Source organism: Silvanigrella aquatica (genome assembly GCF_001907975.1).
GTDB lineage: Bacteria > Bdellovibrionota_B > Oligoflexia > Silvanigrellales > Silvanigrellaceae > Silvanigrella > Silvanigrella aquatica.
Map to the genome: position 1 here is coordinate 147,524 of NZ_CP017834.1, position 15,142 is coordinate 162,665.

A 15,142-nucleotide genomic window follows, 5' to 3' on the forward strand; every position below is an offset into this window, starting at 1 on the left:
GCAAATTTTTAAATGAGAGAAATTCATTTGCTGGAAAATAATGAAGCCTGTGCGCGTTTCGTGGTTTCACGAGCTGCGCAGGGTTTTTCGCCTGAAACTTTTCTTGGTATCGGCGCTTTTGCAAGTCATGTTCCAAATATAGGAAAAGGTATAGTCGTTCGATCCAGCCCCGCATTTTTTGAAAATGAATTATCAGACAGTATTGTTCAAGGTCACTTTTCTGCGTTTGAAAAAGAATCTTTATTAATGCAGGTGACAATGGGTGAAATAGGTAATTTTCCTATTTCACGTTGGTTTTTAGTGGGACAGCACTTGAGTATTTTTGATGCTCCAAAAGTTGATGTCAAAAGATATTTGCCAACATTAGATCTTATTAATGCGCGTAGTATTGAAGATTTTGTTCAAATTTATCTTGGCAATTTATTCCCTCATATTCAAGAAATAAGAGCTCAATCTGTTTTATTTCTATTCGATATTAATATGTTTAGTCATTATCTAAAATCATTTTTTACTTGGTTATCTTCTTATTTACGTATGTCTGAACTAACAGGTCTTATTATAAATCCACTAGATTCCGAAGTGCAAAAAAAAATAACCTCAGAATTTCTTTGGTATTTGGCAGATTCTGCTTTGCATCCTTGTATTGGGTTGTATCCTTCTACACAAATATGTTTCCATTATCTTATTCAATCTGCACGTAGTATTTCAAAATATGGGAATTTTTCAGAAGAGCTTATATTTAAACTTTGATAAAAAGTGAGTTTTTCATGAGACAAAAAGCTGATGAGAAAAGAAAAGCATTGCGTCATAATGTCGAATTTATTGTTTCAATATATAAAAACGGGAAACTTGTTGCGCCAAATAATCGTATAAAAAATTTATCAGTTCTTGGTTGTTTGATTGTAGTTGCTAATAAATATAAGTTTAAAATTGGCGATAAAGTTATATTAAAAATAGAAGAACAACAGTTGCTAAAAAAATTTAATTTATTGCTTGATTCTATTCATGCAATAGTAAGACATTTTGACAATCATAATGAAGCTTATATGGGATTAGAATTCATGAGTATAAATGATGATGAAAAAATTATTATCGAGAAAATCATTGAAAATAAATCATTACTAAAGAGTTTTCCAAAGTCATGGCAATTAAAACTATAATATACTTCAAATTATTTATTATTCCTTAATTTTTATGTTAAAGGCTATGATAATATTATCTAACCAAAATATATCTGATGTAATATTGTTGGGGTCGTAAATATACTTAAATCCTTTAATAGAGTAAATTTCGGGAAAAATTAGATTACTTTTTTCATAATCATTAAATAAATTTTTTATTTTTGCAATTTTAATATAATTATTTTTTAGTGTTTTTTGAGTATTTAAAATCTCATCAGATTTCGTAATAACCCATAAATCATTGTTTTCACGAAATAATCCTAAATTGTTTATATCTGTTAGAATAATATCTTGAACTTCTAAATCGTCGTTATAAAATGGTTGTAACTCAGTATTTTTTTCATAAATATTTATAATGTCATAATTTTCGTTTTGATTTAAAAAATCTATTTTATTTATTATGTAAGTATCTGAACCTATTCCTCCAATAAGTTCATCAACTCCTTCGCCGCCAGCTAAAATATCGTTCCCGGCTCCGCCATATATTTTGTCATTTCCTTTATTCCCATATATAAAATTATCTTCTATTGAACCAATAAATAAATCATTGTATTGAGATCCAAATAAATGAGTAATGTTTTGAGTTTCTGGAAGATTATTTTTTGATAAAATATTATTATTATTTATTAATTTTTCATATATTTTTTTGTAATTATTATTATTTATTATAGCGCTATCTTTTTCAATTTGTAATTCATTTTGCTTGATAAAAATAAAATTATTATCAAGAATTTTATTTGATTCAATATTTAAATTTTTTAGTGAAATTATATTTGTTCCTTTTCTTCCTATAATTTGATTTATAAAAATATTATTACTTATATAAAAGTCATTTATTTCAAAGTAGTCATTATTATTTCCACCAATTAAATGGTAAAAATGTTGTCCCTTATTAATTGAAAAATAATTTTTAAAATTTTCATCTCCTTTAATATATGATATTGATTGACCATGCTTGAATTGATCATTTATACCAACATAGATTAAATTCGAGTGCTGACTAAGTGGGACGTCTTTAGCTAATTCATCATCTAATTCGATTGTTTTCATTGAAGAAAATTCTTTAAATAAACTTGTATCACAGTAAAAAGTGTCGTCATAATATTTATAAGAGTTTATCCAGTAATAATCATTATTTTTATCGGAAATTTTTTCATATTTCTTGATATTAAATGCATTCTGATTTTTATACATATAGACATTTAGTTCATTATACAAAGAAGTCATTTTCAGATTTTCTGGATAAATATTATGACTCTGGCATTGATGAGTTTGATCTATTAATAATTCACCTCCAGAGGTATGACTGCTACAGCCCGATAAGTTGCAGTTACTTATAGTAACTTTTCTTTCAGAAAAAGGATAATGAAAGCTTATTTTTGGAATAATGATTTTTGTAAAATAAAAATCATTATTAGTGTTTTTATTATACTCATTAACTTGATTTTTTATTTTACTTTCTATTGCTAAGACGGCATTTGCATAAGAGACACCAGGAATGTGACTATGATCAAATTGCATGCCAAAGGTCATAAGACTAAAAGCACCTAAGATGGAGGTTGTTTTTTCATCGACTCCCAATTCAATTAAATCTTGATGCATTCTTACAGTAGAGTAAATACTATGTCCTGAGATTAACATAAAACTGGTAAAGCCTCCTATAACTCCTGCAAGTGGAGAAAATGGTGTTAATATAACGGAATAAAGAGTAATATGTGAGTCCGCTAATAGAACAGCTCCAGCAACTTGTAAATCTCGTTTCTTTTTTCCTGCTTCTTTTGAAGATTCTTTAAAGTTATTTATTGCTTGCCAGACATTTAAACCCGCTGCCATTAAATTAAGAGCAATCTGACCGGATGATAATTTTCTTATAATTTTAGGATATGATTTTAATAAATCTCTACTTCTAATATTATCTATAAATAAATCACTATTAGTAAAAGCAATTTCTAAGCTATCGTGTGAAGTGCCTGCATGATCTCCTTCAACCAGCATTTGTTCAATATTCTGAATTTTACCGGTTAGAAAGAGGAAATTAAATCCAGTACTACTTCCTAAGAGAGCTTTATTTAGAGAATTGCTGTTTTTTTGATTAAAAATGGAGTTTGGATTTTTAGAATTTGCAATAGTTTCTGGGAATTTATTTAATTCAAATTGTTTTGAATAACTTTGAATATCTTTAGTTTTATTTTCTTGGCTATTTAGTTTATAATAAATTTCTCTAAATAATTTTAAAATATTGTTTCTTTCGTTAATTTCATCTATAGAATCTTTTTTAGAATTATTTAGAATATTTTGAGAAATATATTTAAAAATTTCAGAAATTACTAATTTTTTTGATACTGAAATATTTTCATAATTTTCAATATCATTTATAAACTGATCTCTATTAAAAAAAATAGTAATTTTTTTGTTTTCTGGTGTTATTATGTGAAATTTATTTTTTTTGTTTTTAACAAATTTAAATACGAATAAATGTTTTTTATATTCAAATGTATTATTTAAATTTATCTTATTATCAAATATCGTGTGATTGATAATGTTATTTTCAAATGTAATATAATTTAATGCTGCATGAAATGATTTTTCATTTGATTCATTCTTTAATACTGATATTTTTTCAATAATTTTTAACTCTATATCTTGACTAAATTCAATAATATCAGAGTAATTAAATAATGCTTCTATTTCATTTGATAAATCTTTAAATGAAATTTTTTCATAATTACTCAAATTTTCTAAATAAAATTCACCATGTTTTTCTTGATTTGTAATAAAATTTAAATGTCGGATCATATTTCTGAAAAATAGCATATCTTTTTCATTATTATTTTTTTTAAGATATATTAGATGTTGCTGTATCTGTTCTAAAATTTTGATATTTTTATCCCTAATTTCATTTTTATTTGGAAAAATACTATTTAAATATTTTAAATAGTAAATATGATATGGCGATAAAGTTAAAAGATTATTTCTTACTTTATTGATTATTTCTTCTCTACTAATAAATTCATATTTATTTAATATGAAATAAATATTTTTCCATACATATACGTCCGATTCTTTTTGAAATAGTTTATTCAGCAATTCTATTCGACAATAAATTTTATCTAATGATGTGTCATTTTCTGAAATTTTAGTATCATATTTGCCATTAATTATTCTCTTGATATTGTCATTAATAGAAAAAGTATAGTCATCATATTTATCTTCAAAATAATTTTTTTTATTAATATCGATTTTGTAGTTGTTAAAAAGATCAGAAGAATCATTTAAACCATAGGAGCTTCCAATCAGCAGCGATAGTTCTTGAATTGTTAAAAAAATTTCTCCTATTGATTTTATTCCATATGAAAATTGAAATTCATTATAATAGTTATTCACAATATTTTTAATATAATCATGATTTTTATCATTAGATTTATTATTATTAATAAATTGGATCCAGTCTTCTAGAGTGTATTTTTCATCTTTCTTTAAATTCATGCTTTCAATTTCAGATAAAAATTTTGAGATATTATCAGCAGTTTTCAATAATTCTTCTGTTATTCCAATTGAATTATTAAATTTATTATTATTAAAATTAAAGTACAATTTATTTTTAAAGGTATATTCCATTAAATCTGTATTATTTTTGCTTGTATATGCTAAAATTTTAAAATATATTTGATAAATATAAGTTTCATTTTCTATGTTATATGAGTTATATAATTTGCTAAGATTTTTTTCTTGATCAATTATAAATTTTTTTAAGTATTCTATTTTATTAATTAAATCATGATTATTTTCAATATAATATTCACGTGATTTTGTTTTTGAAATGTCTTTAATTACATCGGTTATATTTTCTGGTAGTTGAATTAAATAATTGGATATATATATTTCTTTTTGTTTTATTCTTCTTCTTTCGTGGCTCATATCAGATAGAAATATTTCAATATTTTTATCTGAAAAATTTATAGATAGTTCACCAAATTTTTTAATAATTCTTAATTTTAAATTTAAATTATATATAATTGAATTTATTAAATAAAATGGAATTATCCTTTTTTTATTTGATAAATTAACTAAAGATTCTTTTAAGCATAAATCTTGTATAAAAATATCTAGAAGAATTTCATTCATTTTTATTTTTAAATCTATATATTCTTTATTAAAATTATCTTGTTTTATTTCTAAAAAATTAAGATAACCAGGATAAAATGATATTTCATATGCAGAAAATGCTAATTTATTATTTGTAAAATTTTTAGAGAAAAATTCTGCTAAATTTGTGTGTTCTTTTTTTTGAAATGATTCTTCAAAAAAGAAAGGAGAATATGAATTAATTAAAGGAATATCTTTATCCCTTAAAATATTAAAAATCACTGAATTATTATATTTATTAATTATATTATAACTGTTTACTATTGATTTTTTTAAAGATATTAAATCATCAAAATAAATTTTTTCGCTTAACCAGTTAGAACTTAATTCAAAATTATTTTTTCCATTATTTAAATTATTTTTAATTATGACATTATATTTTTCTTCTATATAATTAACTTCTTCATTTTTTGTGCTAATCGCTTCAAATGTATCATAATTATTTTCAGAACACCACGTTTGCATTTCATAAATTAAAATTGTAAATGCAGCAATAACTTTTGCAATTTTGATCATTGGTTATTCCAATTCCAAGATTATTTATTTTTATTTTTTAAAACAAAGTAATTTTAAGTTAAAAGCATATTGATGCACAAATTTACGTTACATTAACTCAACTTAGAGAAAATTTAAAGTCTTTTTATAAAAAATATTTCAATTTAGATTTGGTTATTAAATATTGTAAACCTCAAAGCTCTCTTCTTCTTGAATTCCCAAATCAGAATTATCTGTTGGTGCTTTTAGTAGTTGGAGTAAATCATCACGTGAGAGGTGTTTAAAGACTTCTTCGTCTTCCTCAACAAATCTTTCAAAGATCATTTTTTTACGGCTTATAATTTCATCAATACGCTCTTCTAGCGTTCCTTTGGTTACTAGCTTGTAGACTTGCACGTTGCGCACTTGCCCTATTCTGTGAATACGATCTGTTGCTTGATTTTCTTTTGCCGCATTCCACCATCTGTCAAAATGGATGACCACGCTTCCTGCTGTAAGGTCGATTCCTGTACCTCCTGCGAGCAGTGAGCCTATAAACACTTTCACGTTATCATCTTCTTGGAATTCACGGACGATTTGGCCTCTGTGCACAGACTGTCCCGTTAAGGTGACATGTTTAATGTTTTTCGCATTTAATCTTTCAGATAATTTTGCAACCATTTTAGCGTATTGTGAAAAAACAACGACTTTTTGATTACTTTCTAAAGCTTCGCTTAATAATTCATCAAATACTTGAAGCTTGCCACTTCCCACATGAATGTATTGTGGATCAATAATTCCAGGATCGTTACAAATTTGTTTTAATAAACTTATTAAACTAAAAATATGGATATAAGGTATTGGGCTTTTATCGTTTTGCAGATCGTCAATAAGTTTTTTACCTTTAAGATTTATAGCCTCATTGTACAGTTGTTTTTGTAAAGTGTTTAAATGACAATATCTAATATCTTCAACTTTATCAGGTAAATCAGTTAAAACTTCGAGTTTATTTCGGCGCATTTTGAAAGGATGAATGAGGCGGTGTAATTCTATGTCTGCAATAGGATCAGATTTTTGCTCATTTATCATATATTTCTTTTTAAATTCGGTATCTGAGCCTAAATAACTAGGAGCAATATAATCAAAAAGATTTTTAAGTTCCATTAAGTCGTTTTCAAGTGGTGTTCCTGTTAAGCATAAACGCATATTGCTATTTATTTTGCAGGCTGCTTTGTATGTTCGTGTGCTTTGATTTTTAACAAGATGTGCTTCATCTAGAATAACTAAATTCCACTTAAATTGCATAATAATTTGAATATCTCTCAATAAAATTCCATAACTTGTTACAAAAGCGTAATTCGTATTTTTATTTTTTTGAATTTTTGTGAGATGATTTTTTCTTAAGGGACCGTGGTAACAAATGCTTGTGACATTGGGAATGTATTTGTCCATTTTATCTAGCCAATGATCGATTACGCTTGTGGGGCAAACCACTAAGGTAATGGAGCCTTCATTATTTTTTGTGATGCTAGAAATAAGTCCCATTGCCTGATGAGTTTTTCCCAAACCCATTTCATCAGCTAAAAGACCACCCAATTGATTTGTATATAACCACCATAACCATTTTAAACCATCCTCCTGGTAGGGGCGTAGCTTTAATTTAGTTTCTTTTAAGGAGGGAAGCTGTAATTTATCACGTGCTATGAGACCCGATCGGATTTTATCAATGACCGAACTTTTGCCTTTTACTTTGCTTTCGCTGCCAAATTGTTCATGAAATCGGACAAACTCTAAAGTTGAGAGTTTGATTTGACCATCGTCTTGTACTTTATTTTTAAGCCAATCGAGTTCAGAAGTTATTTTAATAAAACCTTTTTCAGTTTCTAAGTATTGTTTTCCTTCTGCTCTTGCTTTTAAAATTTGAAATAAGGTTCCTGATGTTGCACTAACATTTTTTTCTTCCGAATTTGAATTAAATTTAGCATCTATCAAAATAGAGCCATCAAGTGATTTATTTAAAGTAAATTCAGGTATAGTGATTTTTTTATATACTTTTATTTTAGATAAATTATCGCTAATGACAATATCAGCAGTTTCTTTAAGTCTTGAAAAATCGCTTTCAATTAAATTTGCCGCTGTGTCACCTTCGACTACGCCCACTTTAGGATATTCTTGCCATCTAGAAATTTGAGTTGTATTCATTTTATCTTGAAAAGGAATGTACCCAATTTTTTTAATAAATAATCCTATTTTACCAATGTGGATTTGGTTTAAATCTGAAACAAATAATTTCTTTATGATCTTATTATCTTTAATAAGAGCAATGCTTTTTTGAATTGAAAAACCCGATTTTCCATTACTTTTTACATTAAAATATCTTTTTGCTATCACATTATGGCTGATAAGTTTCAATACATTTTTAGAAGCTTTTTCAAAATATTTAGAATTAAATAGGAGTTTACAAGTATCATCAATCCCAAATCGATAATTGATTTTTTTTGAGCTATCGATTTGGACAACAGCGTTTAACCAAGGTTCTTCTTTATCAATATCTATAGATACAAGTTCTGTAACAGAGGAAGAAAAAATATTTTCTAAATTGTTACTTTCAAGCATTTGTTTTGCATCGTTAATAATTTCCCATTTTTCTTGAGAACTAAAAATAGTATCTTTTTTTTCGGGAGCAGATTGATTTTGATGCTTTAAATTTAAAGAATTTAAATGAAGTTCAGAACCTCCTGTTCCCAAATTCATTTTTTGTAAATAGGGTGCTTTTTCTTGATCAAGATAGATACAAAATGCAGCAATATGTTGACATTGCTCGGCACGCCTCCGATTGGCTTGGCATGTGCATTCCATCCATTGTACAAACCTGCCATGGGAATGAAGTTTCATACGGACTTCATAATTTTCGCCTATCCCAGCTTTAACTCTACAGCTAAATAATTCGCCGTAAGCTTGAAAATTATGTATTCCGCCCGATCTATAAATTGAAATCCCATTTTGCCAATTGCTAGAAGGGAATTGTGTAAATACAAAGTCTATAAAAGAATGAGAAGTCATTTTTATTCTGTCTAATAGTTACTTTAAAATCCACGATGAAACATAGATTAAAAAGTGATAATTTAAAAAAATAAGGAAGTCGTTAATTGCTTCTACTTGCAACCCTACTGTCACTACGTTCAAATTTGAGATAATCGGCCAATGTCGTTTGAGCAACGGAGCTCGCACGAATGACCCAATTTTGCGGACTCGCCACCACAGTCCCTATGGCAATGCTGTTAGGACTATTTAAGGGAGCAATACCACTAAACCAGGTATATAGAACATCTCTATTTTCAGGGTCGAGCAGAGTTCCTGTTTTTCCACCAATTTCATTAGCGTCTGCACGTGTTCCCGCTTTATGAAATGTTCTCCGGCTTGTTCCTGATGATATTGTTGCGAGCATCAATGTTTCAATTTTTGACGCGGTTTGAGCAGTTATAACACGGCCAATTTGCATTGGCTTAGCACGATAAACTTCCTTCCCATCAGAATTATATGCTGCTTCAATAAGATAAGGAGCCATCATGATACCATGATTGTTGACGGTTGCAGATAAAAGAGCGGCATGAATAGGATTTAAACGAGTTGCACCAAAGCCAGCTCCTGCTTCGGCAACTTCTTGTGGTGTTGCGGTATCGGGATCGGGCAATAGAAACATGCTTGTTTGCAATTTAACATCGCTTGGAATGGGTTTATTAAATAAAAACTTTTCAGCCATTGATTTTAAGGAAGAAAGACCTACGTCATAAAGAGCTATGCGTGCAAAAGCGGTATTGCAACTGGAACCAAACGCTTTGGCAAATGTTAATCTTTGAGAATCTCGTGCGGGATCGGCGAGCCAATTGCCATTTCTTAAAGAACCACAGCCTCCCCGAAAAGCGATTTCATCGTAGGGGTTTAAATTTCTTTTTTCAATGGCAGCAGCTGCGGTAATGATTTTCATAAGGCTTGCAGCAGGAGCGCGGGAACTTACGGAAACAATGGCGTTACGATTGCCTCCATTTTGGGATAAAGCAAGTATTTTACCTGATTTAGGGTCGAGAATTGCTGTTGATCCATTGAGAATGCGAGATTGGCTTAAATATTTTTCTGAAGCATCCTGTAATTGGGGGTCAATGGTCAATTCGAGTTTATAGTTTTTATAATAGGAATAAACTTTGCCATTTTTAATAAACATTTTTGTTGCAACTTCAGGCCAATCTATTTGCCCAAAAGGCGTGTTAAATGCAGCGCCATTGTTGTTCAGGGATTCTCTGGGGTCAGTAAATGCTTTTACTTTGACAGCATTTTGTGAGTATTTTGAACGAATTAAAGAGCTGCCTGAGTAAGATGAAAAGAGAATAGGTTGAGCTGTTACGAATATGGTTTTACCCTCACCTTTAGCAAAATTTTCAACTGCTACTCTTTTATGTTTTGAACGTGATTTTGATTTGGAATAGTAAATTTTTTTAGGCTTTAAATGAACTTTTAACTTCTGATTTTTTTTAGATTTTTTAGCGCTCGCAATCTTATTTTGATTAGAATATAAAATTGTTACGTTTTCTGCAAATGCTACTTGAAAATTTGAAAAACATATTCCAATTCCAACAAAGGGAATGAGGATGTTTCGAAAGGCTTTTTTTACAGGTATGTTATTTAAAAAATCCATCAGAAATTCCTCAAACTACATTTTATGAATTGTATCACAAACACGGTTCATTTTGGATCGCGTTCCTCAAATATTCAAATCTTTTTTTGTGAGAATCCAGCAATTTAAAGTAAATACGACGAGTTTCTTTTGAAACACGATAGGCATTACCCTCTTTGATTGGAATTCCCATGATTCCCTATTTTGGGGTATCTCAAAAACATCTTGATAACTTGAAATACCATGACCAACAAGTATTTTCGGCATTTCTGAGAAAATTGAAAGATAAATATGAGCATTTTTACCAGAAAGTTCTAAAATTTGGCTCAAAACTCTTTTGCGCATCTCTGCCATTTCTGAAGTTGATAAAGGTAAAGAGACCTTTTTAAAAACTCCAATTATGGTTTTTCCTTGTGGAATAAGCTGCTTATCAATTTCATCTTTATCTACTTCTGAAAATTGAAGATTTTCAAAGGGAATGGGCACTTCAATAACTTCAATACGAGGTAACAAATGCGAGGGGATCATCCATGATAAGTAAACAAAAGGAATGGAGCTATAAAGGCCTTTACTGGCTTCGCCTTCAGATGGAAAAACGGGATAGATCATGGGAAATTTTTTAATTTGATCATGATTGTCACCGCAATAACACATTTTTTTCCTTGATATAAGGAGGTTATCACGAAAAAGATAAGCCAGTCTTTCAAACGGCATAAGTTGCGTATGAGGGAGGCGGCTCAGAATATGGTTTGCTGCAATATGTGCCACATTTGTCATTCTGTTGTCCTAATACATTTTGTAACTAACATTTTTTAATGCAAATTTATACTTTTATATTACGAGCTTTTACAGCATTTTTCAAAATGAACCATATGAAATTTTGAGGTGAAGAGGTGTTTTCAAAAATGAAAGATACGAAGGTCTTGTCGTCAACCCAAAGTGTTGATAACGTTTCAAAAAAATATAAAGGAGTGCCCTTTTCACTCTTGGGAAGCCAAACATTTTTTCAAGGCAAAGTCATCCTCAAGGGAGAAGCTCGTCTCGCGGGGCATATTGAAGGTACAATTATTTCAGAAGATGTTCTCATTATTGAAGAATCTGCTTTAATTAAAGGGGAAATCCACGGCATCGTGGTTGAAGTCAGTGGGGTATTTGAAGGAAATTTGCATGCTGCTGAATTGCTGCGTCTGACGCCTACGGCGCGCGTTGAAGGCGATATTGCTGCTTACAAATTAGTAGTCGAAGAGGGGGCCAAGCTCTTAGGAAAATTATCATCTTTAGATCCTCCTAGGCATTTAAAAGATGATATTACTTTAACAGTTGTGTCTTAGACTCATCATATTCTTCTTTGAATCAGATCATTGTGGGGTTCTCTGTTAAGGGAGATTGAATTTGAATTCTGAAAAATCTGCCGGAAAAGATTCTATCAAAGAACTTTACAGTGAATCGAAGCATAGAATACGACTCATTTTAGCAATGTTGGGGCGTTATGCGCCTGATAAGCCTAATTCTCTCCCGGATGACAAATCTATTGCCACGATATCTAATTTAATCAACAGCATTATGAGTGCGGCTCAATTTGAATCTGAAAATAACTATCGCAATGCCATAGTTGATATTTCAAATTGGATGAATTGCGCTTTTAATAAGGAATATTTAGAAAAAAATGAAGCGCTTTATCCAAATCCTTTATATGCTGTTCGCAAAGGTGGTGAAATTCTTCACTCTTTGTTACATCGAGATTTGAGAAGAAAACAATTTTCATCTGAAGAGGATGAAATGTATAGAAATTATCTTACGATGATTTCCTCTCTTCCTGACCCCCGAAATAAAAAATTGGATCAAGAATCCGTCGATGGTATGATAGATGATTTATTAAAAACAAGTTGAAAATGCTTCTCAATATAATGAAATATTTAACTCAAAGTTGATTTTGAATAAGATCTTCATTACAGTTAATTGCTGTGTTTATTCCAGTCTTTCTAATAATCTTCAATCGGAAAATAAACATGAAAAACATTAAATATTTCTCTAGGTATGCTTGGTTCTTTCTTGCCTTTAATTTTTACGTGATTTTAGGGGGAGCTTATGTTAGAGCTACAGGATCGGGAGCGGGTTGTGGTGAGCATTGGCCATTGTGTAATGGCAATGTTGTTCCGCAGTTTTCGACTGCGCATACCATGATTGAATATACCCACCGCGTATCGAGTGGTATTGTCTTAATTGGTGCGATTATTTTGTTAATTTGGTCGTTTAAGGTAACTGAAAAGCAGAATCCTATTCGCACTTCCGCTGTTGTCGCTTTTGGATTTGTTATATTTGAAGCACTTTTAGGTGCTGGTCTTGTTTTACTTGGTCTTGTTGCAAAAAATGATTCTTGGTTTCGTGCTATTGTTATGTCATTACATTTAGTTGGTACATTTATGTTAATTGCTTCAATTGCATTAACAGCAGCATGGTCTTCTGGGTTTGGTACTTTCAAAAAGAGCGCGCAAAGTAAAAAGATTTTACCCATTTCATTTATTATTATTGGTATGTTTATTGTTGGAATGTCTGGTGCAATTACAGCGCTTGGAGATACTATATTTAAACCTAATTATATTGGTGAAGGTCTTATTAATGATATTCATAGTGGAGATCATTTTTTAAAATCTCTTCGAGTTTATCATCCAATTTTTGCAGTTATTATTTCATTATATACCGTTTTTACAAGTTGGAGTATGGTAAATAAAAATTCTTCAATTTTATTAAAAAGGTTATTTTTAAGTATTGCTCTTATTTTTTCTATTCAAATTATTTCAGGTTTTATTAATATTGCTCTTATGGCACCTGTCTGGATGCAAATATTTCATTTATTAACTGCAGATTTGACCTGGATATTTTGTGTTTTATTTAGCAGTCAGGTTCTGTCCGAGGAGATACCCGTTGAAAAATCGTTCCAACACGCTTAAAATATTTATTCTCATTTTAATTGTTTCGCTTTCTACTTTTTCAACTGATACGTATGTCCCTTCCTTGCCTCACATGGTAACAGATTTAAATACGACGCAGCCCTTAATACAATTAACCCTTAGCTTTTATATGATTGGTTTTGCTATTTCCATGTTAACATGTGGTTCTTTATCCGATCGTTATGGCAGACGCCCTATCCTTCTTGGCGGAATTTCAATTTATTTTATAGCAACATTAGCTTGTATTTTTGCTACAAATGTTTGGATACTTATTATTGCGCGTTTCTTTCAAGCTCTTGGCGGATGCTGTGGTATTGTTATAGGTAGAACCATTGTCCGTGATGCTTTTGAAAAAAAGGATCAAGTCAAAGTATTTACCTATATTGCTACAGGTATGGCTATTTCGCCTGCTATCGCACCTATCGTGGGAGGCGCCATGCAGAATTATTGGGGATGGCGATCTACTTTCATTTTACTTCTGGTGATTTCCTTTTCAATATTATTGCTTACTTATTACAAATTAGAAGAAACGAATCATAACTTAAACCCTAAAGCAACGTGCCCTATTAATTTATTTAAAAGTTATGTTAGTATGATAACAAATAGAGCTTATATGGGTTATACTTTAGCAATTACTTTTGCATGGTGCGCTTACTTCTCTTTTATTTCGTCTTCTTCATTTATTTTTCAAGATGTGATTGGAGTTTCACCCATTATTTATGGAGTGATATTTGGATTTGTTTCCTTAGGCTATATATCGGGAACGGTTTTAGCAAGAAAACTATCTAATAAGTTTCAAATAGATAATCTTATTTTTATAGCGACCTTATTTTGTTTTGTGGGTTCTTCTATTTTATTTTTATTTGCAATATTCAATTTTATTTCGGTATTTGTCATTTTATTTCCTATCATAATTATGATGATTGGTATAGGTATTATATTTCCTTTAACCCAAGTTGGAATGATGGATATTTTTCCAAAAATGCTCGGTATTGCATCAGGTTTATTTTTCTTTATTGAAATTATGACTGGTGTGTTAGCTGGTTATGCAGCTGGCTCGTTTAAAGCCCAATCCCAACTTCCCATGGCTTCAGTCATGCTCATTTCATCTGTTTTATTAGTGACGTCATTTTATTTTTTAATACTAAGGAAGAAATTAAATTTTATAAAATAATTTAATTTAAAAATATAATAAAAAAATGTCCTAAAGAAACATGATTTTCTTTAGGATTAAATTGAAATATTTTTATTTAAAATTAATTTACGCGATTTTAATTCCTACAGTTAAGCCTTCTCCTGTAGGAAGTATAGTAGCTCTAAATTTCGGATTACGCATAATACGAGCATTAAAATCTCTTAAAGCATTTACTTTTTGAGCAAGTTCTTTGTCTTGAATATTAGTATTATGAATATTACCCCAAGCAAATGTATTGTCTCCAATTATGAGTCCGCCAATTTTTAAATTTTTCTCAGCCCAAGTGAGATAATCTGGGTAGGATACTTTGTCGGCATCTATAAAAACAGCATCAAAAGGGCCCTCTTTTTCTATGGTTTTTAAGTTTTCGAGAGCAGGGCCTACGTATTGCTTTATCAAATGTGAAACATCGGCTTTTTGAAAGGATTCTGCTGCTTGAGCCGCATGTTTTTCTTCAAGCTCAAATGTATGTAATACGCCGTCTTTTTGAATACCACGGGCAATTGGTGTGATCCCCGAAAAG

The 15,142-nt window shown here is 29.9% G+C and carries 11 protein-coding genes; 6 read left to right on the forward strand and 5 right to left on the reverse strand.

Going from position 1 to position 15,142, the window contains the following annotated elements; genetic code table 11:
• Positions 1-12 precede the first annotated feature (12 nt).
• Positions 13-750 (forward strand): hypothetical protein, encoded by a 738-nt coding sequence (locus AXG55_RS00645; protein ID WP_148696226.1) that lies wholly within the window; start codon positions 13-15, stop codon positions 748-750.
• 17 nt (positions 751-767) lie between these two features.
• Positions 768-1,160: a PilZ domain-containing protein gene (locus tag AXG55_RS00650; RefSeq protein WP_148696227.1), complete on the forward strand. Its 393-nt coding sequence runs from the start codon at positions 768-770 to the stop codon at positions 1,158-1,160.
• 18 nt (positions 1,161-1,178) lie between these two features.
• Here the strand turns inward: AXG55_RS00650 and AXG55_RS00655 are convergent, their stop codons facing one another.
• The 4 genes from AXG55_RS00655 to AXG55_RS00670 all read right to left on the reverse strand — a co-directional run bounded on the left by AXG55_RS00655 (position 1,179) and on the right by AXG55_RS00670 (position 11,250).
• Positions 1,179-5,843 (reverse strand): calcium-binding protein, encoded by a 4,665-nt coding sequence (locus AXG55_RS00655; protein WP_148696228.1) that lies wholly within the window; start codon positions 5,841-5,843, stop codon positions 1,179-1,181.
• 156 nt (positions 5,844-5,999) lie between these two features.
• Positions 6,000-8,864: a DEAD/DEAH box helicase gene (locus tag AXG55_RS00660; protein WP_148696229.1), complete on the reverse strand. Its 2,865-nt coding sequence runs from the start codon at positions 8,862-8,864 to the stop codon at positions 6,000-6,002.
• A gap of 82 nt (positions 8,865-8,946) precedes the next feature.
• On the reverse strand, positions 8,947-10,494 hold the full coding sequence (locus tag AXG55_RS00665; protein ID WP_148696230.1) for a penicillin-binding transpeptidase domain-containing protein: 1,548 nt from the start codon (positions 10,492-10,494) through the stop codon (positions 8,947-8,949).
• Between the two features lie 66 nt (positions 10,495-10,560).
• The gene (locus AXG55_RS00670) at positions 10,561-11,250 is read right to left on the reverse strand and encodes a hypothetical protein (RefSeq protein ID WP_148696231.1); all 690 of its coding nucleotides are present in this window, start codon (positions 11,248-11,250) and stop codon (positions 10,561-10,563) included.
• 128 nt (positions 11,251-11,378) lie between these two features.
• On the opposite strand from AXG55_RS00670, the gene AXG55_RS00675 reads away from it, so the two are divergent.
• The 4 genes from AXG55_RS00675 to AXG55_RS00690 all read left to right on the forward strand — a co-directional run bounded on the left by AXG55_RS00675 (position 11,379) and on the right by AXG55_RS00690 (position 14,598).
• Positions 11,379-11,804 carry a bactofilin family protein gene (locus AXG55_RS00675; RefSeq protein ID WP_148696232.1) on the forward strand — a complete coding sequence of 142 codons (426 nt, stop codon included), beginning with the start codon at positions 11,379-11,381 and terminating at the stop codon, positions 11,802-11,804.
• A gap of 61 nt (positions 11,805-11,865) precedes the next feature.
• On the forward strand, positions 11,866-12,363 hold the full coding sequence (locus tag AXG55_RS00680; RefSeq protein WP_148696233.1) for a hypothetical protein: 498 nt from the start codon (positions 11,866-11,868) through the stop codon (positions 12,361-12,363).
• A gap of 119 nt (positions 12,364-12,482) precedes the next feature.
• Positions 12,483-13,424 carry a COX15/CtaA family protein gene (locus AXG55_RS00685; RefSeq protein WP_148696234.1) on the forward strand — a complete coding sequence of 314 codons (942 nt, stop codon included), beginning with the start codon at positions 12,483-12,485 and terminating at the stop codon, positions 13,422-13,424.
• Positions 13,399-14,598, forward strand: a complete 1,200-nt coding sequence (locus AXG55_RS00690; protein WP_233231273.1) for a multidrug effflux MFS transporter — start codon at positions 13,399-13,401, stop codon at positions 14,596-14,598. The genes AXG55_RS00685 and AXG55_RS00690 overlap by 26 nt, the downstream gene beginning before the upstream one ends.
• 87 nt (positions 14,599-14,685) lie before the next feature.
• On the opposite strand, the gene AXG55_RS00695 is transcribed toward AXG55_RS00690, so the two are convergent.
• Entirely contained in the window at positions 14,686-15,132 is a 447-nt protein-coding gene (locus AXG55_RS00695; protein WP_148696236.1) for a class I SAM-dependent methyltransferase, read from the reverse strand.
• Between the last annotated feature and the right edge of the window lie 10 nt (positions 15,133-15,142).